The following is a 22,657-nucleotide window of genomic DNA, read 5'->3' as shown; positions in this document are numbered from 1 at the left end:
TTCCGGCAACTGCCCCCGCCTCAGGCCGAGTCACGTTCGCCGGGACTGCCTCGCAGACACCGGGCATGCGCATTGTGAGACTGTCTCAAGAGTAAGAAGACACCACCTGGCACGAACAACCAGCGCTGTTCGTCCGTACCATCGGTACGCCGAGGCATCCTGCGGCACCTGCGGCGCCCTGCCGGGCCGCCGATACCTCGCCCACAAGGCGCGCCACGCACAGGTGGCACAGCCGCACAGGACATTCATGCGCCGAGGAAAGGTCCGCTCCATGCCCGAGACCGCAGCCCCCGCCACAGAACTGACATCCCAGTACCTCGCCCAGGTGACCGGCGACCTCGAACGCAACGTGAAAGAGCAGGAACGTATCAGCGCGGAGATCGCGTCCCTGCAAGAGCAGCTCGCCACGGTGCAGCACGACCACACGGTGCTGGTGAACGTGCAGCAGGCACTCGGCATCACCCAGCCGCAGGCCCAGCCCGCGGCAGAAACCGAGAGCGCCGCGGTGCCCTCCCCCCGGCAGAAGACTTCCGCCGCGCGCGGCCGGAAACAGAAGGCCAAGAAGATTGTCGCCGCACCGAAGAAGACGGCACCTAAGAAGCCTGCGGCCAAGGCGGCGGATGCCGCAAAGGCGGCCCAGCCCACCCTGGTCGAGCTCATTCGCCGCCACCTCCTGGAGCTGAAGGAACCGCGCTCGGCCGCGGAGATCTCCGCCGCGCTCGGCCAGGCCCACCCCGAGCGCCAGTTCGCGGACAAGGTCGTGCGGGTCACGCTCGAAGGACTCGTGGCCAAGAGCCAGGCAGAGCGCACCAAGCAAGGCAGGTCCGTCTTCTACACCGCTCCCAAGCCGGCCGATGCACCCCAGAGCGAGGCACAGCCCGCGCGGGCCGACCACTGACAGCCGGTGTGCGGACGCGGGTGCCGACCCGGCCCTGCCGTCCGCGCCAAGCGCCAGATGCGGACCTCGCCGCGGATGAGCTGGCCGTCGCAGCGAACACGTCCGGTCTCGACCAGCCGCTGGTGCACGGCAGTGGCGACGCCGCCGTATGAGACACCTACGCGGCGGGCGAGTCATCGTGTCCCATCCGGCCTGTGCGGGTGATCCGCCGTCTCACCTCGATCTTGTTGTTGCACCGTCCGTCGCATGGCGGGGTCCTGTTGCCGGCGCCGAGCCGGTTGAGGATCGACGACATGTGTCGTTCCACGGTCCTTGCCGACAGCACCAGTTCCTCGGCGATGGCGTGGTTGGAGTGGCCTTCCGCTGCGAGGGAGAGGATCTGCCGCTGCCGAGGAGTGAGCATGCTGCGCTGTTCGGCGAGGCGGCGCAGGGAGGCGGTGAGGGTGGGGTCAACAAGGTCTCGCCGTTGGCACGTTGCCGGACGGCATCACGTAGCCGGCTGGGGTCGGTGTCCTTGGACAGACTGGCTGTGACTCCGCTGGCGAGGAGGTTCGTATGGGGGCCTGCGGCAAGGCGTCGGCGGCGATGATCGTCAGCAGGGCGCAGCCGGGCACTGCTGTATGCAGTGCGGACATTGTCCGCAGGTCGTCGTGCGCAAGTAGCTCGATGACGATCACGGATGGACGGGTCGCCTGGGCTCGGGGCAGCGCTTCCTTGCGGGTGGCGGCCTCGGCAACGCCCTTCAGTCCGTCCGCGGAGGTGATGACCGCCTCGAGCCCGTGTCGTGTCAGCTTCTCCGGCGCGACCAGCATGATGCGGATCGGTATGCCGGCCGCCGGGGCAGGCCACGACAGGTGCAGGCAGATTGTCCAGACTCGGCCACTCCGCAGCATCCCTTCGGCACCGGGCGTGAGTCGGCTTGCTGTACCGCGAGCACCTCATGTCCAGGCCCGAGTCGTGCACTGCCGATTGCCGCGGTGACGGAGCGCCGCATTCTCCGCACTCTCAATAAGAGCAGGGAGCCCATGACCGCAACCAGGCTGCCGAACACGGGGGTTCACTTGTGCTCGCGGGTGTCCCGATCCCGGGCTGACGCGGCAGGCCAGCCGGTCGGCGCTGAAGGCCCTGTACGGGACGTCGCTTCGACACGGCGTCCCAGGCGGTGGAGCGGCCCGCGCCGAGTGCCTGTCACACCGTCGGCAGCAGGCGTCGAGGGCGGCTGCACTGCGTACATGGATCCCCCTCAACAGGCGAGCCGGCGGACCCGACATCCACCTGTGTGTCCGCCCCTGCGCAGCGCGGCTTGCCCGCTCCGAACAAGCTCTTCCCACTACGACTGAGCAGCTCCCTCCTCATGACCTGCAGGAACACACCAAGACATACACCGGTTCGAGGATTGCGAGCTGTTGATCGCATCGCCCGTTCGAGCGCGTTCGGCCTGGATTCACTTCTCACTCTGCGTACTGACCCGCCAGGATGTTCGGGCCAGTTGGCCGGTGAACTCTTCCTTCTCGCGCCGGCAAGCAGGCGACCCGCACGAAATCGGTGTGCCGGACAGCTACTTGATGAATCGGTGATCGTCTCGCTCTTAGTTAGTGACCGCGTCTGAAAGCCCGGTCTCGCAGCGAGGAGGATCAGATGGCCGAACCGGCCGTGGTGGGCCTTAGTGCAGTGTGGCTCTTGGCTCCGCCATATCTCGACCCGTCCCCAGGCGCCCTCGTCAGAGGCTGGATCAGCAGGCGGGAAGCAGAAGCATGCCAGGGCCTCCCTCAGGCGATCATTCCCCAGCTTGTCGGTGGTGGTGTGATTGCCTCGTACGGCCCCCGACAGCAACGCTTCATGGTGTGGACTGCTGACCGGTGGCACGATCAAGCGCAGGGACCGGTACCCCCAAGGAGCACGCCTTGGTCATGAAAACGCCCGACGGCCCGGAACACTCCGCGGACTCCTGGTCCAGCCGGTCGAGCTTCACGGACTTCTACGCGTCAGAAGTAAGGCTCATCGTCCTGTTCGTGTACAAGAACGGTGCGACGTGGGACGACGCGTGGGACGCGACGCAGAACGCGTTCGCGGAGGCGTACCAGCGCTGGGAGGGCATCGACTACCCGGCCAGGTACGTGCGGGGCCGCAGCGCTGCGTAACTACCGGGCACAGCGGCAGCGTTCGGCTGAGGACGTCCGGCGGGCGGCCGAGGCGGGCTGGTGCTATTTTCCGTCGTTCGACCAGCTCAAGCTCCTCGACGAGGAGAAGGACGTCATTGATGCCATCGCAAGCCTGCCTGAACGGCAGCGTGAAGTCATGGCCTGGAGTTACGACGGATTCAGCATTCCGGAGATCTCGGATCTGCTCCGCGTCGACGCTGGCCGTGTCCGGTCGAACCTCTATCTGGCGCGAAACAAGCTCAGGGAAACCCTCAGCGGCAATCTCGACTGGTTCATGGGGGGTGACAAATGAGCACGCCATGGGACGACCTTGACAAGGATGAGCAGCAGGACCAGGCATTCGACAAGTACGTCGCGTCCGTGTCCGACTCCGCAGTGGACTCTCTGCACAATGTGATCAGCCTGGGCGACGGGCTCAGCCAGGTGATCGAGAGGGCACGGGTGATGCCCCGCCGCGAGCAGCGGCCGGACGAAGAGCGACTGGGCCCCGAGCCCGGCCATGCCCGTTGGCCGGGTGATGCGGTGCTGACGGGCCGTATCAAGTGGTTCGACGCACGCGAGGGCATGGGCTACATCGCTGTGTCCCGAGGCCGCGAAGTCCCGGTTCACTGCCAGGATTTCAAGGTCTTCTCGCGCGCACCGAAGCCCGGGGAGGAGGTTGAGTTCGTGATCAGGCACGGCCGGGCCAGCGACGTTCGCCTGCTCAAGCCGACGACGGACGCCTGACCGTCATCTGTCCGGGGCGGGGCTGTGAACGAACCAGCTGAGCGGTGGCCCCAACGAGGGCCACTGCCCGGTGGGGGGGAGGTCCGTGTCCGCGTCTGGTGTGAGAGCGCGAGCAGCCTGGTGGTTGGAGGGGATCCGCCGCTGTCTCTTGGCCGGATCGGGCGGCGGATCCCCCGGGTAGACGTAGGAGCTACGTCTACTCCCTATGTAGGGAACCCGCGCCATTTCGTGCAACGAGACGGAGCCAAACGAGACGTGACCCCTGCCACACGGCCGCTCAGGGGGTTCGTGCTACAGCGCGTCACCTGGTACGGGAGGACGCCGCACACTACTGCCGTGCCCAGCCCAAGCCCTTGGCCGGATCGGGGGCGACAGCACGGATCACTTCGGGTAGTCGTAAGGAGTACTCATGGGCAACTCGCCCATGGGAGTAGGGACGTCGCCCGTCGGCGCATCCACTCCCCCCACCGGCATGTCCAAGGTCCGGATCACTCATCTGCTCGTGGCGGCTTGTGCGATCGCGGCACCGTCCTTCGGGTTCGTGCCCGACACATGGGCTGACCATATGGAGCCGCTGGCCGCTGAGTCGGCGGGTTCGATGGTGGTCAACATCTTCTGGCCGCAGGTCCTGTGGTCGGTGAAGCGAGCCGGGAAGGCTTTGGCGGGACTGTGTTCACGCGGCTTTGACACGGTCCTGGGTTTCCTGCTGTACCGCGTCGACCGGCTGCGGATTTGTCGCGCCGAGGCGGAACGGCCCCACCAGGTGAACGGCACGCAGGCCCTCGGGCCGAGCTCAGGGCCGTGGGTTGAGGGGCCTGCGCCCCAGATCGCCGACGATGTCGGTACAGCGTGACATCCGCCGAGAGGTTGTCCACAGAGCAGTCGTCTTTGCCGGTCCGCATCGAGGCGGCTTTCGCTTTGTATGCCCGTCCTCTGGTTCGCTGGCTGAGGATCCGGGGGGCCTCGGCCATGGATGCCGAGGACGCCATGCAAAGCGCCTTCATCAGCCTCTGGCGCAATTTTTCCTCGATGGACAACCCGGGCGCCTATCTCCATACAGCAGCATGGAGGACCTGGCAGCAGACGAGAGCGGCCGCGTCGCGCGCGCCTGGCATGGAACCAGAGGAGGCGCTGTACGACATCCCCGCCTCGGCCGCCGGCCCCATGGAATCAGCCGAGTTCCACCAGGAGCGGTGGGAGATCCTGCAGTTGACTGCCAGGCTGCCGGAACGGCAGCAGGCCGTTCTCGCCTACTACATCGACGATGCACCCACGAGCGAGATCGCGCACCGCCTCGGACTGTCACAAACCACCGTACGTTCCACTCTGCGGTACGCACGCAGACGCCTGGCGGAGATGCTTCGTCGTCCTGAAGAAGCCGATATCCCGTAGGCGGCGGCGGTCCAGATCGGCGGACGGGCACAGAGCCCCGGGCGTGGCGGCGTGGTCCGGGGCCTGCGGGCTGTTACTTGATCAGGCTCTGACCTCAGTAGCCGGAAGTTGCGAGCCCAAGCCGAGGCAAGCACCGAGACTTCGCTCCTGCTGTGCCGGCCGGTGGGCTGATGTCCTACACCTCAGCACTCGGCTCGATCCGGAGGGACTCTCCTGCAGCCAGGCGCTGTGCCGCCTCTGCGGGCCGGGGCGAGATCGACGCGGTGAGAGGGACAGCGGCGCCGGCCAGGGCCGCGACGACTCGGGTGGCCAACTCCTGGCGCTCGGATTCGCCGCCTGGTCCATGAGGGATGGACAGCCACACCCGGCAGTCGTCGCCCGCCACGACCTGCACTGGACCATCCGGAACGCCGAGGATCCCGCAGTCGGCGAGTGCCTGGACAAGTCGCGGCGTGCAGCTGGGCGGTGTTCCTCCTGTCGACTTCGCGGGCGGCGATGTAGATCGCGTGGGCCAGTTCACCAGCGGCCTGCTCGACGGCGCCGACGTTGATGCGGAAGGGGCCCATGGAGACGGTGTCATTGGTCGGGTCGTAGCCGAAGCCCCACAAGGCGCGCGCGGCATCTCGCGGCGCGTAACCGGCCTTGATCCGCTCCCTCTGCGGGCCGTGTCCCTTCCCTCGGGACCAATCCTCGAAGTGAGTCAGGCCGTTGCGCATGAGCTGGATGCCGGGCAGCACTTCCTCGAAGCGCTTGCGGGCCTGCTCGAGGGCCTGCCCGGCCGCCGGATCGATGCCCAGGTCGTTCAAGGCGATCTGCTCAAGCCTTTCCGCCACCAGCAGTTGGCACAGGGCGACGCACATCTGCCGCGCGTCGATCTGTCGGGTATCGAATCCGCCGCCTGCATCACCGGCATGGACGCGGCGGACCGCCAGTACGGCGGTGCGCTGCCACCATTGCGCCTCCGACACGGCAATCGCGTACGGATGATCCGCTGGGGACCAGCCATCGATCACGGTCTCACTCATGGTGAGCATCTTCGCCGCCCCGGCGTTCGCCACGCCGGGCATTTTTCCAGCGCGGCCGCGGCGCCCTGACGATCGTGGCCGCCGACTTCGCCGGCGGTGCGCTGAATCATCTTGGCGACCTATCGCGTCCAGGGCCAGCCGCAGCTGCCCCGAAACCCGCCCCGGGGCGGCCTTTTCAGTGGTCGCCGCCCCGGAACGAGGTCATCGCCGTGGCAGAACCACACTCGCGGCTGCCGTAAGACCGGAGGCCGCGATCGCTGTGGCCGTCGTGTAGACAGCCGGCTCCGTCGGGAGAAGAACTGTCATGACAACAGCCGCGGTGACGGCGGTGACAGCGAGCGCGAGAGCCACGATCACCGGTACCCAGTGAGACTTCTCGCGAACGCTTGGTTCCGCATCGGAAGAGGAATCGGACATGAGTGTTCCTTCGGCTCAGAGGTGTGCACTGCTTGCTGTGGATCAAAGGCTGAGTGGTAGCAGCCACCCGTTTTGCCTTTGCCGGTTTCGATGCCCCTTACGGACCAGGCGGAAACCAAGAGTGCCAACTCGCCGCAAGCCCGAAGTGGACATTGTGCTAAGGCGAGTTGGCAGCCTTGATGCTAGTCCGGCAACACCAGGCCCGAACTGGTACAGCAAGGAACGCTACTACTTCCTGCCATCTTCGGGGAGTTCCACGGAAAGTGGTTATGAGGCGAACCCAAGCGGAGATGACTTACGTCGAGTTGACCACCAACTTGAGTGAGATGGCCGTGAGTTGGCCTGGCCACTTCGAGCAGCTCGAGCGATGCGCGTCAGAGCTGCCGGGCGTCGCCACAGAACCGGGCGGAACGGTTGTACCTTTCCGGGGCCGGCGCAGCACCATCAAGCAGCTCCGCTGCAGCTCCTGTCACGCCGGAAGACTGGGTCCCCGCCCGAATCGTCAAGCCAGCGGTGTCGCGAAAACGGAGAGCCAGAGCCAAGCGGCACGAGTCTCCTGTCACATGACGGCGACGTTCTCCCGAGTCACAACCAAAAGAAACTGCTCCGGCAAAATCCGGGAAGTTGCTTGGAAGTTGTTTATGAATACCAACCGAGTGGGGACAACCATAGTGAAGTTGGTAGCCAACTCGGCTGACGTGGTGGAAGATACTTCAGGACGACCCCGGCTCAGAGGTGTGCCCGGCTCTGTAGCAGCAGAGCCGCTCGTCCAGTGGAAGTACGACGTCACCAGCACCACCGGCCTCGTACTGGTCACCATCGGCGTCTTCCCCCGCCCTGAGGCGCGGCGGAAGACGCCGACGGTGCTAAAGCCTGCTGCGGTGCCCATGTACGTGGTCGAAGACATCGCGGCGCAGATCTGCCTCTCCCCGGGGGCGCCCTGATCACCTGGCCCGTCCCCGAATTCCTCACCGCCCTGGGCGCCGGCCGCTCCGCTCCCCCAGCTGCGCTCCCCTGTTGCGCGATCACCTTCGTCAGGCGAGACACCCAACGCTGCCGCAGAAGGGCTGATACACGCGGCGAGAAACGCCGACCGTGGGCACGTCCTCGCGCACGGCCCTGCAGGCGTCCTGAGCACCGCTCACGTCGCACACGGACTCCTCCCGCACCTGCCGTCGCGCCATGGCCTTCATCCGCGGCTTGATCCCGGCTTCGGTAAGGCCTTGCGGCAGACGGTTTCCGCGCCCGTCGGCGGCCGCGGCTAGATCTTCAGGAACGCGCAGACATCGCTGAGCTCCTGCTTTCGGGTGCACGGTGCCAAGGCCCCACGCGGGGGTTTGCGGAGGTAGCGCCCACGCGGAGCCCGCGAAGGCGGTCGAGTCTCCATCGGGTCTGATTACGGGGTCTGCCCCTTACAACAGCAGTACCTGCCAGGCGGCAGTGATCCGGAGGGCCGCAGCTATTCGGTACGCCGGGTTTGTTCGGCAGCGATGCGTTTTGGCCTTGCGGCGGGCTCGCTCTCCGAACGCAGCCGGGTCGGGTTGGCCGGCATGGGCGGCGGCCTCGGTCCAGGTAGTGCCCCCACTCTCCGCGTACGCGAAGACCACGGCGCGTTCGGCCGGGTCCAGGCTGCGGAGCACGCGGTTGAGGCGTTCGTCCTCGAACACCCCGTTACGGGTGTGGGCGAGCAGGTCGATGTCGGGGCGACCAGGTCGTACAGCGCCAGCCCACCGCCGGGATCGGCGTGCAGGAAGCACCCGCCCATGGACTGTGCGCCGTCGCCATATGGGTACCAGCTGCCGGTGCAGCGTGCGGACGTCTTCCTTCAACGCGCCCAGTGCGGTGACAGGCAGGAAGCGGTTCTCGTTCAGAGGGGATACCCAAGGGCCCATTAAAGCTATGGAGAGCGCTTCGCGCCCTCGGTCACTGCGGGGTTGTTCCAGTGCCACAAGACCGACGCGAACGGCACGGCACGCCGGATCTGCGCGGGGCGAGCCCGGCTGCCACGGTGGGCACCTGGTGGGCCTGCGGGTAGCGCTGGCCCCTCCGCGGGTGCGTGCTGCACAGGGCGTGCTCCCCAGCACATATCCTGCCGCTACGACTGCTCGGCGCGCCGCCGGGCTGCGTCCAGTGCACGACGCTCCGTGTAGGTGCTGTCGCCCCTGGTGGGAAGGGCGCGGGGGCGTTCCGTCGCGATCTGGTCGATGCGCGCGGCGTAGCGGCTCTTCGCGGCCTTTACGGCCTCTGCGGGTGGAAGGAGTTCCTCCGCGGCACGTAGTGCTTGAAACAGCTCTTGCGTGAGTTGCAGGAGCCGTCCGAGTTCGTCTTCGGCAGCGGAGTACCCCCACGAGTCGGCGGACTTGTGGCGGGCGGCGGCCGTGCGGCGGGCCTGCTGCTCCATGGCCAGGCACACTGCCTGACGGCGACGCTCCAGGGTCCGGAACGTGGTGCTGCTCGGATCCGCGATGATTTCCTCGGCGGCCTTCACGGCTCGGGCCAGGGCCGGTGTGAAGCGCGTCGCCGCCAGCGCGGCCGCCTCCTGCTCCTTGCGTTCAGCCTCGCGCCGTTGCTGCTGGAGTCCGGGCCAGGCGGGGAACTCCTCCCGTCCCATACGCTGTCCGCGCGTACGCGGATGCGCCTTCTCGGACTTGGTCAGACGCGGGTCCCAGTCGCCGTGGGCGGTGAAACTGTAGGCGCTGCAACCGACCGTTCCCCACCCTCCGAACCCGTGACGGCCATGGGCCCAGCGGTCGTTGACAAAATTGATCGGCTCACCGCAGTGCCGGCACAGTTCTTCCGACACATCGCGTTCCGTCCCCATGATGCCCCCAACTGGCTATAGGGCTCTCCCCGAGCCGTGTGACTGTTCATCCTGCCAGTCTCCTCAGTCTCTTCCTGGATGCGGAACTGCCCGACATCGCGGCGCCGGTGGGCGCCTACGGGTCCCGCCTGCCGCAGCACCCGGATGCGGTCCCAGCCGCACAGCAGGTGGACCGCTTGACGACATGCGCGAGATCTACTGCGACGTGGGTCGTCACGGTTCTGCGGCCCACTATCTGCAGTTCATCGCCGGGGACTATGTCCGCGAGCACTGCCGTGTGTTCCCTCCCGTGCGGCGCCGGGACGGATGCCGAATCTGCTCGCTGCCGTAGTGAGCGAAGTTCATCGAGAACCGGCCGGACGCGGCGGATCATGGGTCACGGATCCGGCAGGCGTGTCCGCGTATGGTGGGTGCCGCCCGGTGCATCGGGGACGGGGTCCCACGATGCAGGCCCTTCCCTCAGGCGGCGCAGATACGGCAGGTTACGCATCGCCTTGGCCGCCCAGGCTCGCTGAAGGCGTGAGTAGTTTCCGTCGTTTGCCACGCGGGTGAGGAGTTCGAGGACGCCCTCGGCCGTGCGAGGGCGGTGGGTGTCGCGCGGGTCCTGGACCCTGTGAACAGCGGAGACGTACCGGTCGAGCAGACGAAATGCTTCGTCACGGGCCGTCTCGGGCATTTCGGGGTCGATGACCAACTGCACCAGGATGGCGGTGAGGCGCGGGCTGTGCCCGCCCGGCTCGGCCTCGGTGAGCGCTCGGGCGGCGGCCACGCGCGCGTGCTCGTCCAGCACACGGTCGGCGGCCAGGGCGGCGAAGACGTCGGCCGCAGACGCATGCCCCGTGGCCTGCAACTCGTGTGCGGCGCCCAGCCGGATCGGCGCGGCGACCGACATGTCGCCGGCCAGGGTGGTGAAGAGCTCGTCCGCGCGCGGGTCGTGCAGCTGGGCGAGTTGCTCGGCGACCCGCAGGCGGGCCGTCTGGACGCGTTCCCCGCCGACGGGGTCGGCGTCCAGTTCGGCGGCGAGGGAGGCCAGCAGGTCGGCGGCCCGTTCGTCACCGGTGTGGGCGAGTTCGCCAAGCGCGGTGACGCGGGTACCCGGGTCGAGGTCGGAGTCGGCGCCGTAGGAGGCGAGAAGCTCCGCGTAGCGGTCAGCGTCGGTGGAGCGCAGGGTCCGCATGAGCTCGTATCGCAGCGTGCTGTCGGCTGTGCTCTCGCCCGCCAGGGCCAGCAGTAGTGCGGGGGCGCGCCGGTCACCCGCTGCTGCGAGTTCGCGGAGCGCGAGGGCGCGGGCGTTCTGGCCCAGTTCGGGGTCCTGGGCGTAGGAGAAGAACAGTTCGGTGCAGCCTCTCGGGTCGGCCGAGCGCAGTGCGTTGAGCACGTCCCGACGCAGCCCGTGGTGGAAGACGGGGTCGGCGACGATGGCAAGGAGCTGCCTGCCGTGGGAGGTGTCGTCGAGCCCCTCCAGGATGCGCTGCATGGCCTCGACCCGGGGGAACAGGCCTACGTCGGTGTCGGCGGCGATGCTCAGCAGGGACTCGGTGTAACCGCTGCCGCGCAGGGCACCCAGGGTTCGTGCGGCCATGATGCGGTCGTCGTCGCTGACCATGGGGTCCGTGGCCACGGCGGTGAGGATGCGCGTGTCTCTGTCGTCGCCGAGGGTGCGCAGGTGCTGGGCGAGTTCGCGGCGAAAGAAGCCGGTGCACTCTGGCATCTTCGCGGCGGCTGCGAGCGTGTCGGCACAGCGGCGCATGGACTTGGGGGCGACTGGGATGCCGTCGGCGACCAGTTCGGCGATGAAGCGGGCGCCCTCCCAGCCTTTTCCGCAGCGCCACAGGGCTCGGCCGAGCAGCGGGCGGTCCGTCACAGCCGCGATGAGGAAGCGGGTGAAGGAGTCGTGCCGTCGCCATTCCTGGGGCGGGCGTCTGACCCAGCGGCCGAAGACGTTGCGCAGCTCGGTGTCGGCTCGCCGGGGGTCTTCGGCGACGCGTTGGGCGGCGAGGAATTCCAGCAGGGTCTGGTGGATGAAGACGAGGTCGCCGCCGCGTTCCGTGAACAGGCCGCTGCGGCGGAAGGTTTCGCGCAGGATCTCTCGCCAGACCCGCTCGGGGAGGTCGGGAGGGCGCTGGTCCTCGGTGCGTGCGGCGAACAGCTCGCCGGCCGACAGCTGCTCCCCGTCCAGCCAGGCCAGGGCGAGTTCTCCGGCCAGACCCACGACCTGGGCGGGCAGGCGCTCCACGGTGCGGACTGCCGTGGTGCCGTACTTGGCGGCGGCGCCTGTGGCCTGGGCGATGATCCCGGAAGCCGCGTCGCTGTACTGCCTGCTCTGCAGAAGCCCGATGAAGGAGCGGTACACCTCGTGCCGGGTGGTCGGCAGCGGGGGTTTTGGCTGGTCGGCGAAGAGTTGGCACAGCATCGTGGCCATGAGCGGTACGCGTACGAGCGCTTCACGACGTCGCTCGCCGAACTGAAGCGTGAACTGCTCCGCGGCGCGCTCGGGGTCGGGCAGGCCGAGGGCGTTGAGCCAGCGCTCGGCGAAGTCCCGCAGCTGGCGGGTGTCGAATGGCAGTAGGTCGAAGACGGCGGCCCGCCAGACCGGGGAGCGCGACGTGGGCAGCTCCGGCACGGGACGCGTGGCGATGACGCATCGGTACATCGTCCCTTCGGGATCGGCGGCCCGTACACCCGCCAGCCTGGTGAGCACGACCTGACGCTGCTCGGAGGCCAGCAACTCGTCAAGCCCGTCCACGAGTACGAGCCATGACGCATGCGTGGTGGGCGGCCTCCGGAAGAACTCGGCCGACCAGGCCTCCAACGGACCGTACCGCCCGGCATCGGCACGGACTCCGGCTTCCAGCGCTTCGGCCAAGGGGCGGTCGGGGACCAGATCGGCGGCTTGTACGTAGACCGGGACCAGCAGAGGGGTGGACGTGGGGCGGGGGGTGGGGTCGGGGCGAGGGCCGGGACTCTGCGGCGCGGACTGTTCGTCTGCGCCGTCGCCCGCGCCCTTGTCACCTTCGTCCCCGGCCCACCCATCACCCCACCACGCCACGCACTCCCGCACGAAGCTGCGCAGAAGGCTGGACTTGCCCGCGCCCGGTCCGCCGATCGCCAGGGCGTCCATATGGTTCTCAATGATGGTCGCGGCCGACACCCGTTCCTCGGTGTCCGGTTGGCCTGGCCGGGTCAGAGTCTGTATGGAGTGGGCGTGTTGACTGACGTAGACGGTCGACAGCGGCGGGGAGACGTTGCCCGGTGCCACTCCGGGATAGGGGTGGGACTCGGCCGCCCGCGCGGCGGCTGCGAGGTAGCCGCGCAGCCGGCGGCTGGGGAACGCCCAGCCACCCGCCTGGAGTTGGTCATCGGTGAGGGTGCGCAGCCAGGGCTGGTCGACGTCCCAGACTCCGCTGCTCACTCGCGAACCTACTGCGCGGGCCGCGGACTTGTGCAGCTCCTTGACTTGTTGCGGGCAGCGCGAGAGCAGTGCCGCGGCGGAAAGGGCGTGCACGCTGCCGGAGTGGTCGGACGTGCAGAGCATTCCGCTGACGGCGCCGGTGCGCTTGTTGAGGATCGCGCTGCCGCTATAGCCCCCACCGATGGGGGGACCCCAGAACCGTTCCAGCAGGCCGGGTCCGTCCGGGTCGCGCAACGAAGGGCCCTGGTACTCGAGTTCAACCGACTGGCCGCTGCGGAACATTCCCTCCGGATGCCCCCGGACCCAGACGCGGTCGCCGTCCCGCAGGTCGTCGTGGAACAGCACCCAGGGGTCGGCAAGAGCAGCCAGGCCGCCGGCGTCCGCCACCACTCGCAGCAGGGCCAGGTCAAGGCCCGTGGTCCGGTCGCGGAAGTACAGATCGGGGGCGGGACGCAGCCGCAGTTCGCGGTCCGTGCCACCCACCCGGCCGTAGACCACTTCCGGGAGTGATTCAGCACTGTCCGCGACCACGTGGGCGCACGTCGCCACAGTGCCTGGCGCAATGAGGAAACCCGTGCCGGATCTCCGCGACGCGCCGTCGGGTGAACGGATCATCAGCGCCACCGTCGCCGCCGTGAGCAATTCCCGAGTGGCGCTGCTCAGGGTGGTCACGGCGTCGGCGCGGCCCACTCCAGTGCGACCTTGAAGGTGGACCGGGCCGTGGCCTTGCCGAGGACCGCCACGAGCGTGCCGGACTCGACCGCGAACTCGCACGCGAACTCAACGGTCGCCTTCTGGCTGCCGGTCTGCTGCAAGCGCGTCCCCACCGCTCTGGCAACCCCCACCAGCGAGTCCAGAGCCTCCTCAAGAGTCGGCCGCGAAGCCGCGATCTCCCGCTCGCCCGCACCGGCATGGCCGGACTCCAGCCGCCGCACCGACAGATACAGCGGATGTCCTTCCACCGTCACGGGAACCACTGCCGTTTCGTCCCCGGCCGAAGCGTCGGCCCCCGCCCGCTCGTCCAGCACCCCGCGCCTCCCCTTCACCTGCCCGCACATCGCCCCCGCAGCAGCGTTCAGCCTAGTGATCCCGCCGGTCGCCCGTCGGAAACCTGCTCAGATCACTCCCAAGTCCAGCATCGCGTCCACCATCTTGCGGATGCAGAAGATCGGGTCGCCCCAGTTTGGCGGGCTGACGGTGACAATGAGGACCGGAAGTCGTTCGTGCCCTTCCTCGCTGACGTGGACGTAGGTGGTACGCCAGTCGATGCCCTCCCCGACATACGGGGTGATCCACCGCTCCAGCTCAACGCTGTCGATCTCTTCAACGCCGTGGTAGCCCTCCGGGTCAACCCCGACGACCAGGAACCCGTATCCCTCCGCGTTGCGCAGGGCGACGTCAGGCTGGCGGTCGGCAAAGCCGATGATGGCGCGTGCCAGATGGGCACGGGCGCTCTTGTCCGCCTTGTTTCTTGGCCGGAAGTCAGGTGCGGCGCCTGCCTACTCGTCATCCGCCGTCCCACGCGGCGGAAGCCGTCACATCGCCGAGGCGTTCCCGCGGGCATCCGGGCCGTTGATCGGCGTACTCCGGCAGCTTCGGTGGCCTCGTGCCGGGGCCACCCTGATGCGCCTTCACGAGGGCCTCGTGATTGGGCAGTGCGCGTCGGCCGTGTGGCCGAATCACGCGAGGTAATGTCCCATCACCTGCGCGGGGATACAAGGTTGCTGGTACAGCAGATGGCTTCTACGGGGTCCGGAATCAGTACCACCAGTCGGGGAAGCCTTCGTCCCTCTCGGTGCTCCAGTCGTCCTGATCGAGGGCTTGCTGCCACTTGCTCATGACGGCGGTCCCGTCCGTGAACCGGTTGGCCGGCCTGGTCGCGGACAGATGAGTGTCCAGAAGTTCGGTGACGTCCCGGTACAGCCGGTTCATGCGTCCCAGCCGTGCCTGTCTTACCCGTTGGGCGACTGCCGCCAAGACCCCGATGCTGACCTGGAAAGGGCCGAAGGAGGCCAACTCGTACGCGTCGCGGGTGGGTTCTTCCTGGCCTGCCTCCAGTGCGGCCAGGAAGGGCTCGTAGTAGGCCAGGATGAATCGGTCGCGGTCCGCCGGCAGGTCGAAGGCTTCGAGCTCCGCTTCCTCCGGATCCACGGCGTACAGCTTGAGATGATCAGGCACTCCCTTGTACTGCGGGAAATGGGCGCCGCACGCGTAGGCCAGGACGGGGGGTGTTCCCCCGATCGATCGGATGGTCCGTTTCTGGGCCCGCATCGTCTCTTTGAGTTCGTCATCGATGCTGCCGGACCGGCCCTTGGCCTCGGCCACGACCCATCCGCCTGCCGTTGTCTCCCCGAAGAGGTCGGCGCGTCGCCGGGTGTTGGGGGCGAACTGGATGCCGTGGCGGGCCGCATAGCGGTCCACATGCATCAGAAACCGCACCGAGACTACCTGCTGGCTGAAGACGCCGGTCATAGCCTGCCCCAGAGCGTAGGAGAGTGCCACCTTCTCCGAGCGATCGAGGCTTCGTGCCAGGTCGGAGCGGGTGAGGCGGCCTGTGGGTGCACGGCGGACGTAGGCCGGGACGAGGGCGACCCGATGCAGCCATTCGTAGACGGATGTCCAGCCGTAGGCCGCCTGGTCGTGCGGTGCTCTGCCCGTGACGAACAGGGCGTGCGCCAGTGCGTCGACGCTGAAGACCATGCGGCCGGTCGGATAGAAGGTATCGGGGAAGTCCTCCGTCGTATACCAGACTTCGAATTCGTCAGGCTGCACCACTAGCAGTACTCCCCAGGTCTCCTCATGCAGCAAAACAGGCTAACGCCGTGGTGAAGCACGCTACTTCCTGGCACGCGCTGGGCAGTTGGGGCCCGTGGGCCCACATCCGCAACGTGTTCACTCGCTTTCGGACCGGGCCACAGCAGCGCGGGTCTGACAGCGCCCTGGTCGGCCGCACGGCAAGCGCCCCGTCCACTGCGTCAATTCCCCCTTGTCCCCTCCCGGCCTTGGAAGACCACGCAGGCACTCAATTGGTCAGAGCCCGTCGGCAGCCTGTACCCGCGCCTCCTCTTCCATCAGCTCGCGCCACGTCCTGCTGCGGTCGATCACCGCCTTGGTGCGCCGTTGCACGGTACGCACGGCCGACGCCCTAACCTCATGGCCGTGGTACGTGCCGAAAGTGTGCGTCACGTCCTCGAACGCTCCCAGCACAGCCAGGGTGGCGGCGGTGACGATGTCCGGGCCTGCCCGCAGCGCAGCTGTACCCTCGGCGGTCACCGTGACCCCCTGCTGGACCAGCCAGAGCATGTTGTGCGAGGCGCCGGACGCTACGCGGTACCAGGAGGGCAGGTGCGTTGTCCGGGGACGGAGGACATCGACCAGGGAGAGGTTGAGGAACACAACACTTCTCACGTGGGACCTGAGCGTCGACTCCACGGTGTGCCGCGCGCATCAGCATGCTGCCGGGGCTCGCAGGCAGGGTGACCTGCAGAAGGAACCGCCCGGTGTCGTGTTCACCGAACCCGATGATCACGGGCTGGGAAGGTCGCGCGGCGGGTTCACCACCAAGCTGCACCTGGCCGCCGAGCAAGGCCAGAAGCCCATGTCGATCGTGGTGACGGCAGGACAGCGTGGAGACTCGCCCCAGTTCGAACCCGTGCTGGCAAAGGTTCGCGTGCCCCGCCTCGGGCCGGGCCAGCCACGCGTCCGCCCCGATCGCGTGCGGGCGGACAAGGCGTACGCCTCCCGCAAAAACCGTGCTTACCTGCGTCGCCGCAGGATCCGATGCACCATCCCGGACAAGGCCGATCAGGCGCGCAACCGCCAGAAGCTCGGCTCCCGCGGCGGCCGACTACCGCGAGCGCCATGCGGTCGAGTGCGGGATCAACCGCCTCAAAAGACACCGCGCGGTCGCCACGCGATACGACAAGCTCGCCGTCCGCTACGAGGCGACCGTCCTCGTCGCTGCCATCAACGAGTGGCTGTGACCCTCGGCCGTCACGCGGTGGGATCCACGTTCCACGCTGCGGGCAGATCGCTGCCGCAGAAGACGCAGACGAAGTCGCCCTCGCGCACGATGTTGTGCTCCTGGCAGCCGGGGCACCGCCGGAACACCACCTCGTGGGTGAAACCGGAAGACCGCCCGAGCTCTACAGCATCCAGAGCACGGGCGACCTCTGCCCAGGAGCTGACGTCCGGGCAATACCCGGTGGACTGGTTGCTGACCTTGCTCACGGCCCACCGGTCTGCCTCGCGCATGAAGCTGATCTCGCCGGCACTCAGAACCATGTCTCCGCCGGCACAGGCCACGTGCTCACTTCGCCGCGGCGCCAGCCGAAGCACACCATCTATACCGACCACGAAGGTGAACGGTTCGGTCAGCTCCGCCGCCGATTGCTCAGCGATCCAGCTGCGGAAGTCAGCGGTCGTGCTGATCCGACGCCCGCCGTCACCAGGGCGGACCGCAGCCTTCAGCTCGATCGGTCCGACATATCGGTAACTCCGCCCCCGCGCACTCACGTCAGCCAACCTAGAGCACTTACGACACACGTCCTAGCGCGGTCACTTGAACCCGCTCCCTACGTCAGCTCGCGGTTGGCCGCTCGCGCGTCAGCAAGCTGGACTTGACCTGGTACGTCATCGATCCCTCTGGCCGCGACCGTGGCTGCCCGTGAAGACGTCGGCCCGACCCGGTCTGTTCTCTTCGACTCACTCGTACGGTCAGTTGGCCGATCTGGACAGTTCGTCGGCCGACTGCCGGTCAGTCAGCAGGCAGGCCGAACCAGCGCAGGAGAACGGGTCGCGCGTCGTCGGGGGCGTCCTCGGGCCCGCGGGCATAGCGCGCGAGCAGGGCCAGATAGTCGTCATGGAACGCGTCCAGCTCCGCCTTCGTGAGGTGGATAAGGCTGCGTGAACCCCGCATCCAGCCTTCGGACTCCGCTTGTCCGGCGGTGAACTGCCGGGCGAGCTCGAGATCCTCCTCCATCCTCATCCGGTCCAGCTCGGCCGACATGGCGCGCTCGGCCTCCGTCAGCTCACCCAGCGGCGGTCTGCGGATGTCGAGGCCGCGCACCCCGCGCCACCAGCGCTCACGCCCGGTGGAGCGCTCAGGGATGTCCTCGATGAGGCCGCTGCGCTCCAGCATGCGCAGGTGGTAGCTGAGCGTCCCGGTGTTTTCGCCGAGGGCGGCGGCCAGCGTGGTTGAGGTAGCCGGGCCCGCCGCGCCGAGGTGGCGCAGGATGCGCAGGCGCAGAGGGTGTGAGAGGGCCTTGAGCACGTCGGGGCTGTCGACCGTGCGCCGTCCTGCGGCTTGCGCTCTGTGCTCTTTCGTCATGGCGGCAGTCTATCCAGAAAGCAGCGTTTTCTCTGCAGAGCTTCCACTGCATAGAAAACTCTGCAATGCTGTGGTCCATGACGCCGAACCGAGTGACCTTCAATCGCACCGTCCGCCGCCTCACAAGTGCTGCTGCAGGGACCCTGCTTGCCGGACTCGCCCTGGGGGCCGCACCCGCGCAGGGAGCACAACGGGCCCCGGATCTGGCCGAGTTCGACTTCTCCGCCTGCCCGACCGCCGATGAGCTGCCGACGGGTGCGGACCCTGGGACCTGGCGCTGCGAGGTCATGCACGCCACGGGGCATCTGCGCATGGGCGCCGTCGACGAGCCGCTCACCGAACCCATGAAGATCACCTTTGCGGAAGGCCGAGTGGACGGTGAATTCCGCCAGGTCTTCGGGGAGATGACCGCTGCGCCAATCCGGGTCGCAGGCACCCCGTTGACCCTGACTCCGCAGTACGGCGGCTACTCGGACTTCCTGTCCGACGTCACCCGACGCGGCGAGTTCGACATCAGGTTCGCCATCGGCCGGGCGCACGGGCTGCCGGCCTGGACATTGCCGGACTGCTCGGTGGGCAGCGATGAGGACGCCATCCACCTCGTACTCAAGGACACCGATCCCACCCGGGTGATTTCCAAGGACCCTCTGGTCGTCGCCTTCGGCGCCCAGGCCACGGAGTTCGCCGCCCCCGGCACCGGCGGCTGCGGTCCCCTCGGCCGCGCGCTCGACCGGGCCCTGGGCCTGCCGTCCGCGGCGGGAACGAACGCTTTCGACATGGACGTCACGGTGGCCATCCGGCCCTACACGCAGGCCGGTTCGGTTGAGTAGTAGTCAATTCCTGTAGGCCAGTGAGGTGGTTCAGGCCCGCTTGAGCCTCGGAGCGTTCTCGAGGTGGCCGCGCTCGAAGCGGGCTCCGGCCCGGAGGAGGTCGACGAGGGGAGGTGCGTTCACCGCGCTCCAGCAGGCCTGGGCGGACTCCACAAGCCTGAAGACCATCGCGAAGGCCGCCGCGCAGGAGCCGGCCGCCCGAGCCATCTGCTCCCCGCACCCGCGGGGGTGCTCCCCAGGCCGCCGTCCCGGCGCGATCCTTCGGACCGTAGGTGAAGGTCTGGCCGACTGCGGTGCCGGGAGTGCGTACGTGGTTGTTCGGGCCGGGGCACATGCGGGCGAGCCGGGCGAGGCCCCCCTAGGAGCCGTCGTTCTGGAAGACAGCGAGCAACACGGTCGCTCGGGCAAGGTGTGGGTGCCGTTGACTGGGGGCCAGCCTCGCCCGTGGACCGACTTGTGATCACAAGGCCCCAGGCCGTGGATGCCGGTATCACCCTCATCACCGCCCCCCGCCGCAAGGACCAAACGGCTTCGCCGTCCTCGCCAAACAGTGGCAAGTCGAGCGCGCCATGTCTTGGAGCATGAGGGCCCGCAGAAAACGTGCGGGACTACGAGCGGCTCATCTTCCACAGCGAGCCCACCTCACCTGGACCACGATCACCATGGTCCGCCGCCTCACCCGACCTCCCCGCCCCGGCAACCCCGCACCGTCGAGCCGGCCGAGACCAAACCCGCCAGACTGATGCCCATCCGCATCCCCCGGTGGAATCACGTCCCCATCCACCTCGCCCCCGCAGCCCTGCCCTGACCCATCCAGACCAACGCCGCTTCCTCTCCCTCAACTGCCCCTGGCGTCACTTTCATTCACGAGATGTGGCGGTGGCGATCAGGCCGTCCGCTCTGCTGCATCGGTTTCGCCAGATGGATAGTCAAGGCTCGCACCGAGATCGTGACCGGGCGCCGATCCCATACAGATGCGTCGGAAATATTTGACGCGTCGGATTTTTCCGACGCATACTGTGGTCATGCCCACGGATGTGTTCGGCGTGCTGGCCAATCCGGTGCGCCGCAGACTGCTCGAGAGCCTGCGTGAAGGGCCTCGCTCGACCGGCGAGCTCGCCGGGATGTTCGAGCTCGGGCGGCCCGCCGTCTCCGAGCACCTGGCGGTGCTCCGTACCGCCGGACTGGTGCGGGAGGAGCCGCGCGGTCGGCACCGCTTCTACCACCTCGAACCGGCCCGGCTGGCCGAGGTCAGCGAGTGGCTGCATCCCTTCGAGCACTACTGGAAGCAGCGCCTGGAGGCGCTGTCCGATCTCCTGGACGAGGAAAACGGATCATGACGACCGAGAGCAACACGATCACCTGCGAGAAGTTCCTGCCGCACCCCCCGGCGGCGGTGTGGAAGGCCCTGACCGACCCCGAGCTCCACGCCCGCTGGTGGGCCGCCGGCGACGTCAAGCCCGTCGTCGGACACCGCTTCACCCTCGACATGGGCAACAACTTCGGCCACCAGTCCTGCGAGGTGACCGAGGTGGACGACGAGCGCCTGCTGGCCTACCGGTTCGCCGAGGGCAACCTCGACACCACCATCACCTGGACCCTGCACCCCGAGGACGGGGGCACTCGCCTCGTCCTGACCCACGCGGGCTTCGACCTCGACTCCCCGATGGGGCGACAGGCACTCGCCGGCATGGGCCACGGCTGGCCCCACGTCCTGGACAACCTCGCCGCAGCCCTGGCCGGCACCGCCTGAACGCACACACGCGAGCTGTGAACAAGCGAGCCTTGACGAGCGCCACCTGGACCTGCACCCGGACGATGACGTGTGTACCGCAGCATCAGGCTCGTTACTGAGAGCCGGCGTCGCAGGCAGCCACTCGGCCGAACCGAGAGCCATCACCGGGTGACTCACACACAGACCGACCCCAGCGATCTGCACGACGCAACTCCCATTCCATGCGCGCCGTGTAGCTGAGGCACCGGTGGAGAGCACCGCGCTGAGAAACGCACGACAGGCACGGGCGGCCCGGAGCAACGGCCCGACCGAGAGGCAGGACCGCGATCCGGACCGGTTCACCGCTTCCCATGGCTGGACCTGCCTGACGAGCTGGTCGCTGCGAACTGCTCACACACAGCCTCACGCCTGCGGGAAGAGCGGGGTCAGCAGGTTGCCGCCTGGCCAGAGGTCCTGTTCGGCGACGAGGCAGGCGAGGTATGTGCCGATCTCGGCTAGGACGGCGGCGCGTTCCTTCGGGCCATAGGTGAGGGTCTGGCCGGGGGCGGTCTCGAGGGTGCCCACGTGGCTGTTCGGGCCGGTGCAGACGAGGGCACGGGCGATCTCGGACAGGCCGAGGCCGAGGGCGTCGCACTCCCCTGCGCGGATGAGCCGGACGAGGCCGGTGGTGACTTTCTCCCAGTCGCCGACGTACGGCCAGCCGGTGCCGCCGCCCAGTTCGTGGGTGAGGGTGGCCAACGGGACGATCTCACCCGGTGCGCGTGCCTGGGTGAGGCGGTCGTGGATCCGGGCGCCGTCGGGCTGGCGCACCTGGCGGTAGAGCAGCGAGGCTACGGCGACCACGGTCGCGTTGATCTCCTGGGCGCCGTCGTCTGGGCAGTACGGCTCGTGCGCGAAGAGCAGGTACACGTCGGTGGTACGGACTGAATCGTCGGAGCGGGCCTTGGCCATGGTTCGCGATCCCTTCAGCGGCGCAGTGGCGGGGTCGGGCGCGGGTGTGGGCGGCATTGCTCGCTCGTAGCCGGGTGGAGGCGGGCCCAGGGGGCCTTCGTCGCCGTGAGGTTGGCCCGCCTAGCCGGATGCCGCAGTGGCGCGGATGTGCTCGAGGGCCTGGGCGGCTTGGTCGGCGAGCCGGACCATCAGCCGTTCGAGGCCGATCAGTTGCGCCGATACCTCGCGGGTGTCCTGGGCATGGGCGTGGAGCAGGTCGGCGGCGTCCCACAGCACGTTGTGGCCGATCTCGGCCGAGCGGCGCAGCTCATAGCGGTCGCTCCCAGCTGCAGCACCGACGAGGTACGTCTGCAGGGCGGCCAGGCGCTGGAGGTAGCAGCAGGCGGCGTTGCCGTCGACGCTGCGGACGTGCCCGCCCGCCCGGTCGTCGAGCCGGTCGGGCGCATGTTCGGTGAGCAGTGGGGCGAGCAGCATGGCGGGCATTACCAGGCCGACGGGGATGCCGCGGCTCAGGGCGTACGGGGCGGCGACGAGGGTGATGGCCGCCACGGCCGTGGTGGAGAACCGCAGAGATGCACGGCTTGCGGGGGCCAGGGCGATGCGGTGTGCGGGACGCCTGAGCAGCCAGCGCACCGCCAGCCGCGGCGTCCGTGTCGCCCCCGGGACGAGGACCCCGATCTGCGCAGGCAGTTCGGGCGACGTGCCGTCACCGGGGACAGCCCAGGCGAGCCAGCCCCACGAGGTGCGTTCGTGCACGAGCACGAGCCGGCGCGCGGCCGAGCACGTGCCCTCGCAGAGGTGTCCGGTGCGCAGGGCGCGGGTGCGTTCCTTCTCCCACCGGCCCGCCTCGCCGGTGAAGGGACGCTGGTGGTGCGCGGCCGACAACGTGGTGTGCGTTCGTGTCACGAGGTCCTTCCTTCCAAGTGGTCGGTGAACGTGGAGGCGCACGCGGTGCAGCG

General features: G+C 68.1%; 23 protein-coding genes and 1 pseudogene. 12 read left to right on the top strand and 12 right to left on the bottom strand.

Annotation, left to right across the window (positions count from 1 at the left end; all coding sequences use genetic code 11):
• Positions 1-271 precede the first annotated feature (271 nt).
• The gene (locus ACFY5C_RS27535) at positions 272-898 is read left to right on the top strand and encodes a hypothetical protein (RefSeq protein WP_389448552.1); all 627 of its coding nucleotides are present in this window, start codon (positions 272-274) and stop codon (positions 896-898) included.
• Between the two features lie 157 nt (positions 899-1,055).
• Here the strand turns inward: ACFY5C_RS27535 and ACFY5C_RS27530 are convergent, their stop codons facing one another.
• Positions 1,056-1,301 carry a response regulator transcription factor gene (locus ACFY5C_RS27530; protein ID WP_389448549.1) on the bottom strand — a complete coding sequence of 82 codons (246 nt, stop codon included), beginning with the start codon at positions 1,299-1,301 and terminating at the stop codon, positions 1,056-1,058.
• Between the two features lie 46 nt (positions 1,302-1,347).
• Positions 1,348-1,710, bottom strand: a complete 363-nt coding sequence (locus ACFY5C_RS27525) for a hypothetical protein (protein WP_389448546.1) — start codon at positions 1,708-1,710, stop codon at positions 1,348-1,350.
• A gap of 1,098 nt (positions 1,711-2,808) precedes the next feature.
• On the opposite strand from ACFY5C_RS27525, the gene ACFY5C_RS27520 reads away from it, so the two are divergent.
• From ACFY5C_RS27520 to ACFY5C_RS27490, 7 genes are all read left to right on the top strand, one after another.
• On the top strand, positions 2,809-3,039 hold the full coding sequence (locus ACFY5C_RS27520; RefSeq protein WP_389448543.1) for a hypothetical protein: 231 nt from the start codon (positions 2,809-2,811) through the stop codon (positions 3,037-3,039).
• On the top strand, positions 3,032-3,352 hold the full coding sequence (locus ACFY5C_RS27515) for an RNA polymerase sigma factor (RefSeq protein WP_389448630.1): 321 nt from the start codon (positions 3,032-3,034) through the stop codon (positions 3,350-3,352). Before ACFY5C_RS27520 ends, ACFY5C_RS27515 begins: the two co-directional genes overlap by 8 nt.
• The gene (locus ACFY5C_RS27510) at positions 3,349-3,786 is read left to right on the top strand and encodes a cold shock domain-containing protein (protein ID WP_389448540.1); all 438 of its coding nucleotides are present in this window, start codon (positions 3,349-3,351) and stop codon (positions 3,784-3,786) included. The genes ACFY5C_RS27515 and ACFY5C_RS27510 overlap by 4 nt, the downstream gene beginning before the upstream one ends.
• A 409-nt stretch (positions 3,787-4,195) precedes the next feature.
• A complete protein-coding gene (locus tag ACFY5C_RS27505; RefSeq protein WP_389448537.1) occupies positions 4,196-4,639 on the top strand; it encodes a hypothetical protein in 444 nt (147 codons plus the stop codon).
• Positions 4,636-5,178: an RNA polymerase sigma factor gene (locus ACFY5C_RS27500; RefSeq protein WP_389448534.1), complete on the top strand. Its 543-nt coding sequence runs from the start codon at positions 4,636-4,638 to the stop codon at positions 5,176-5,178. Before ACFY5C_RS27505 ends, ACFY5C_RS27500 begins: the two co-directional genes overlap by 4 nt.
• Before the next feature lie 506 nt (positions 5,179-5,684).
• The gene (locus ACFY5C_RS27495; RefSeq protein ID WP_389448531.1) at positions 5,685-6,272 is read left to right on the top strand and encodes a hypothetical protein; all 588 of its coding nucleotides are present in this window, start codon (positions 5,685-5,687) and stop codon (positions 6,270-6,272) included.
• A gap of 1,085 nt (positions 6,273-7,357) precedes the next feature.
• Complete coding sequence (locus tag ACFY5C_RS27490) at positions 7,358-7,564, top strand: hypothetical protein (protein WP_389448528.1); 207 nt, start codon at positions 7,358-7,360, stop codon at positions 7,562-7,564.
• A gap of 1,151 nt (positions 7,565-8,715) precedes the next feature.
• On the opposite strand, the gene ACFY5C_RS27485 is transcribed toward ACFY5C_RS27490, so the two are convergent.
• The 5 genes from ACFY5C_RS27485 to ACFY5C_RS27465 form a co-directional block, all read right to left on the bottom strand.
• The gene (locus ACFY5C_RS27485; protein WP_389448525.1) at positions 8,716-9,231 is read right to left on the bottom strand and encodes a hypothetical protein; all 516 of its coding nucleotides are present in this window, start codon (positions 9,229-9,231) and stop codon (positions 8,716-8,718) included.
• Positions 9,232-9,817: 586 nt separating this feature from the next.
• Complete coding sequence (locus tag ACFY5C_RS27480; protein WP_389448522.1) at positions 9,818-13,468, bottom strand: trypsin-like peptidase domain-containing protein; 3,651 nt, start codon at positions 13,466-13,468, stop codon at positions 9,818-9,820.
• 53 nt (positions 13,469-13,521) lie between these two features.
• On the bottom strand, positions 13,522-13,881 hold the full coding sequence (locus tag ACFY5C_RS27475) for a CU044_2847 family protein (RefSeq protein WP_389448519.1): 360 nt from the start codon (positions 13,879-13,881) through the stop codon (positions 13,522-13,524).
• A 730-nt stretch (positions 13,882-14,611) separates the two neighbouring features.
• Positions 14,612-15,661, bottom strand: a complete 1,050-nt coding sequence (locus ACFY5C_RS27470; RefSeq protein WP_389448516.1) for a hypothetical protein — start codon at positions 15,659-15,661, stop codon at positions 14,612-14,614.
• A gap of 222 nt (positions 15,662-15,883) precedes the next feature.
• Positions 15,884-16,261, bottom strand: coding sequence for a hypothetical protein (locus ACFY5C_RS27465; RefSeq protein ID WP_389448513.1), 378 nt, complete (start codon positions 16,259-16,261; stop codon positions 15,884-15,886).
• Between ACFY5C_RS27465 and ACFY5C_RS27460 the strand changes: the two are divergent.
• Positions 16,155-16,670: pseudogene (locus tag ACFY5C_RS27460) on the top strand (transposase); the annotation flags it as partial. The gene ACFY5C_RS27465 and the pseudogene ACFY5C_RS27460 overlap by 107 nt on opposite strands.
• 176 nt (positions 16,671-16,846) lie before the next feature.
• On the opposite strand, the gene ACFY5C_RS27455 reads toward ACFY5C_RS27460, so the two are convergent.
• Together ACFY5C_RS27455 and ACFY5C_RS27450 are read right to left on the bottom strand one after the other, a co-directional pair.
• Positions 16,847-17,368 (bottom strand): hypothetical protein, encoded by a 522-nt coding sequence (locus ACFY5C_RS27455; protein ID WP_389448510.1) that lies wholly within the window; start codon positions 17,366-17,368, stop codon positions 16,847-16,849.
• Between the two features lie 241 nt (positions 17,369-17,609).
• The gene (locus tag ACFY5C_RS27450) at positions 17,610-18,182 is read right to left on the bottom strand and encodes an ArsR/SmtB family transcription factor (RefSeq protein ID WP_389448507.1); all 573 of its coding nucleotides are present in this window, start codon (positions 18,180-18,182) and stop codon (positions 17,610-17,612) included.
• A gap of 77 nt (positions 18,183-18,259) precedes the next feature.
• On the opposite strand from ACFY5C_RS27450, the gene ACFY5C_RS27445 reads away from it, so the two are divergent.
• Positions 18,260-19,012: a hypothetical protein gene (locus ACFY5C_RS27445; protein WP_389448504.1), complete on the top strand. Its 753-nt coding sequence runs from the start codon at positions 18,260-18,262 to the stop codon at positions 19,010-19,012.
• A gap of 30 nt (positions 19,013-19,042) precedes the next feature.
• Here ACFY5C_RS27445 and ACFY5C_RS27440 read toward each other — a convergent pair whose 3' ends face one another.
• Entirely contained in the window at positions 19,043-19,219 is a 177-nt protein-coding gene (locus ACFY5C_RS27440; RefSeq protein WP_389448501.1) for a hypothetical protein, read from the bottom strand.
• A gap of 818 nt (positions 19,220-20,037) precedes the next feature.
• On the opposite strand from ACFY5C_RS27440, the gene ACFY5C_RS27435 reads away from it, so the two are divergent.
• Positions 20,038-20,352, top strand: coding sequence for an ArsR/SmtB family transcription factor (locus tag ACFY5C_RS27435; protein WP_389448498.1), 315 nt, complete (start codon positions 20,038-20,040; stop codon positions 20,350-20,352).
• Positions 20,349-20,765 carry an SRPBCC domain-containing protein gene (locus tag ACFY5C_RS27430; protein ID WP_389448495.1) on the top strand — a complete coding sequence of 139 codons (417 nt, stop codon included), beginning with the start codon at positions 20,349-20,351 and terminating at the stop codon, positions 20,763-20,765. The genes ACFY5C_RS27435 and ACFY5C_RS27430 overlap by 4 nt, the downstream gene beginning before the upstream one ends.
• A gap of 384 nt (positions 20,766-21,149) precedes the next feature.
• Here ACFY5C_RS27430 and ACFY5C_RS27425 read toward each other — a convergent pair whose 3' ends face one another.
• Both ACFY5C_RS27425 and ACFY5C_RS27420 read right to left on the bottom strand, forming a co-directional pair.
• Complete coding sequence (locus tag ACFY5C_RS27425) at positions 21,150-21,698, bottom strand: hypothetical protein (protein ID WP_389448492.1); 549 nt, start codon at positions 21,696-21,698, stop codon at positions 21,150-21,152.
• A gap of 120 nt (positions 21,699-21,818) precedes the next feature.
• The gene (locus ACFY5C_RS27420; protein ID WP_389448489.1) at positions 21,819-22,604 is read right to left on the bottom strand and encodes a hypothetical protein; all 786 of its coding nucleotides are present in this window, start codon (positions 22,602-22,604) and stop codon (positions 21,819-21,821) included.
• Between the last annotated feature and the right edge of the window lie 53 nt (positions 22,605-22,657).

Origin of the sequence: Streptomyces sp. NPDC012935, from assembly GCF_042900345.1 — a bacterium.
Classification (GTDB): domain Bacteria; phylum Actinomycetota; class Actinomycetes; order Streptomycetales; family Streptomycetaceae; genus Streptomyces.
This window is presented reverse-complemented; position numbering and strand designations above follow the sequence as displayed.

Excerpts from the sequence above, each read along its gene's own strand:
- ACFY5C_RS27520 (WP_389448543.1), top strand. The coding sequence starts at position 2,809 with ATGAAAACGCCCGACGGCCCGGAACACTCCGCGGACTCCTGGTCCAGC.
- ACFY5C_RS27440 (WP_389448501.1), bottom strand. The coding sequence starts at position 19,219 with ATGGCTCGGGCGGCCGGCTCCTGCGCGGCGGCCTTCGCGATGGTCTTC.
- ACFY5C_RS27510 (WP_389448540.1), top strand. The coding sequence starts at position 3,349 with ATGAGCACGCCATGGGACGACCTTGACAAGGATGAGCAGCAGGACCAG.
- ACFY5C_RS27535 (WP_389448552.1), top strand. The coding sequence starts at position 272 with ATGCCCGAGACCGCAGCCCCCGCCACAGAACTGACATCCCAGTACCTC.
- ACFY5C_RS27525 (WP_389448546.1), bottom strand. The coding sequence starts at position 1,710 with ATGCTGGTCGCGCCGGAGAAGCTGACACGACACGGGCTCGAGGCGGTC.
- ACFY5C_RS27485 (WP_389448525.1), bottom strand. The coding sequence starts at position 9,231 with ATGGGACGGGAGGAGTTCCCCGCCTGGCCCGGACTCCAGCAGCAACGG.
- ACFY5C_RS27425 (WP_389448492.1), bottom strand. The coding sequence starts at position 21,698 with ATGGCCAAGGCCCGCTCCGACGATTCAGTCCGTACCACCGACGTGTAC.
- ACFY5C_RS27430 (WP_389448495.1), top strand. The coding sequence starts at position 20,349 with ATGACGACCGAGAGCAACACGATCACCTGCGAGAAGTTCCTGCCGCAC.
- ACFY5C_RS27505 (WP_389448537.1), top strand. The coding sequence starts at position 4,196 with ATGGGCAACTCGCCCATGGGAGTAGGGACGTCGCCCGTCGGCGCATCC.
- ACFY5C_RS27480 (WP_389448522.1), bottom strand. The coding sequence starts at position 13,468 with ATGATCCGTTCACCCGACGGCGCGTCGCGGAGATCCGGCACGGGTTTC.
- ACFY5C_RS27445 (WP_389448504.1), top strand. The coding sequence starts at position 18,260 with ATGACGCCGAACCGAGTGACCTTCAATCGCACCGTCCGCCGCCTCACA.
- ACFY5C_RS27435 (WP_389448498.1), top strand. The coding sequence starts at position 20,038 with ATGCCCACGGATGTGTTCGGCGTGCTGGCCAATCCGGTGCGCCGCAGA.
- ACFY5C_RS27530 (WP_389448549.1), bottom strand. The coding sequence starts at position 1,301 with ATGCTCACTCCTCGGCAGCGGCAGATCCTCTCCCTCGCAGCGGAAGGC.
- ACFY5C_RS27450 (WP_389448507.1), bottom strand. The coding sequence starts at position 18,182 with ATGACGAAAGAGCACAGAGCGCAAGCCGCAGGACGGCGCACGGTCGAC.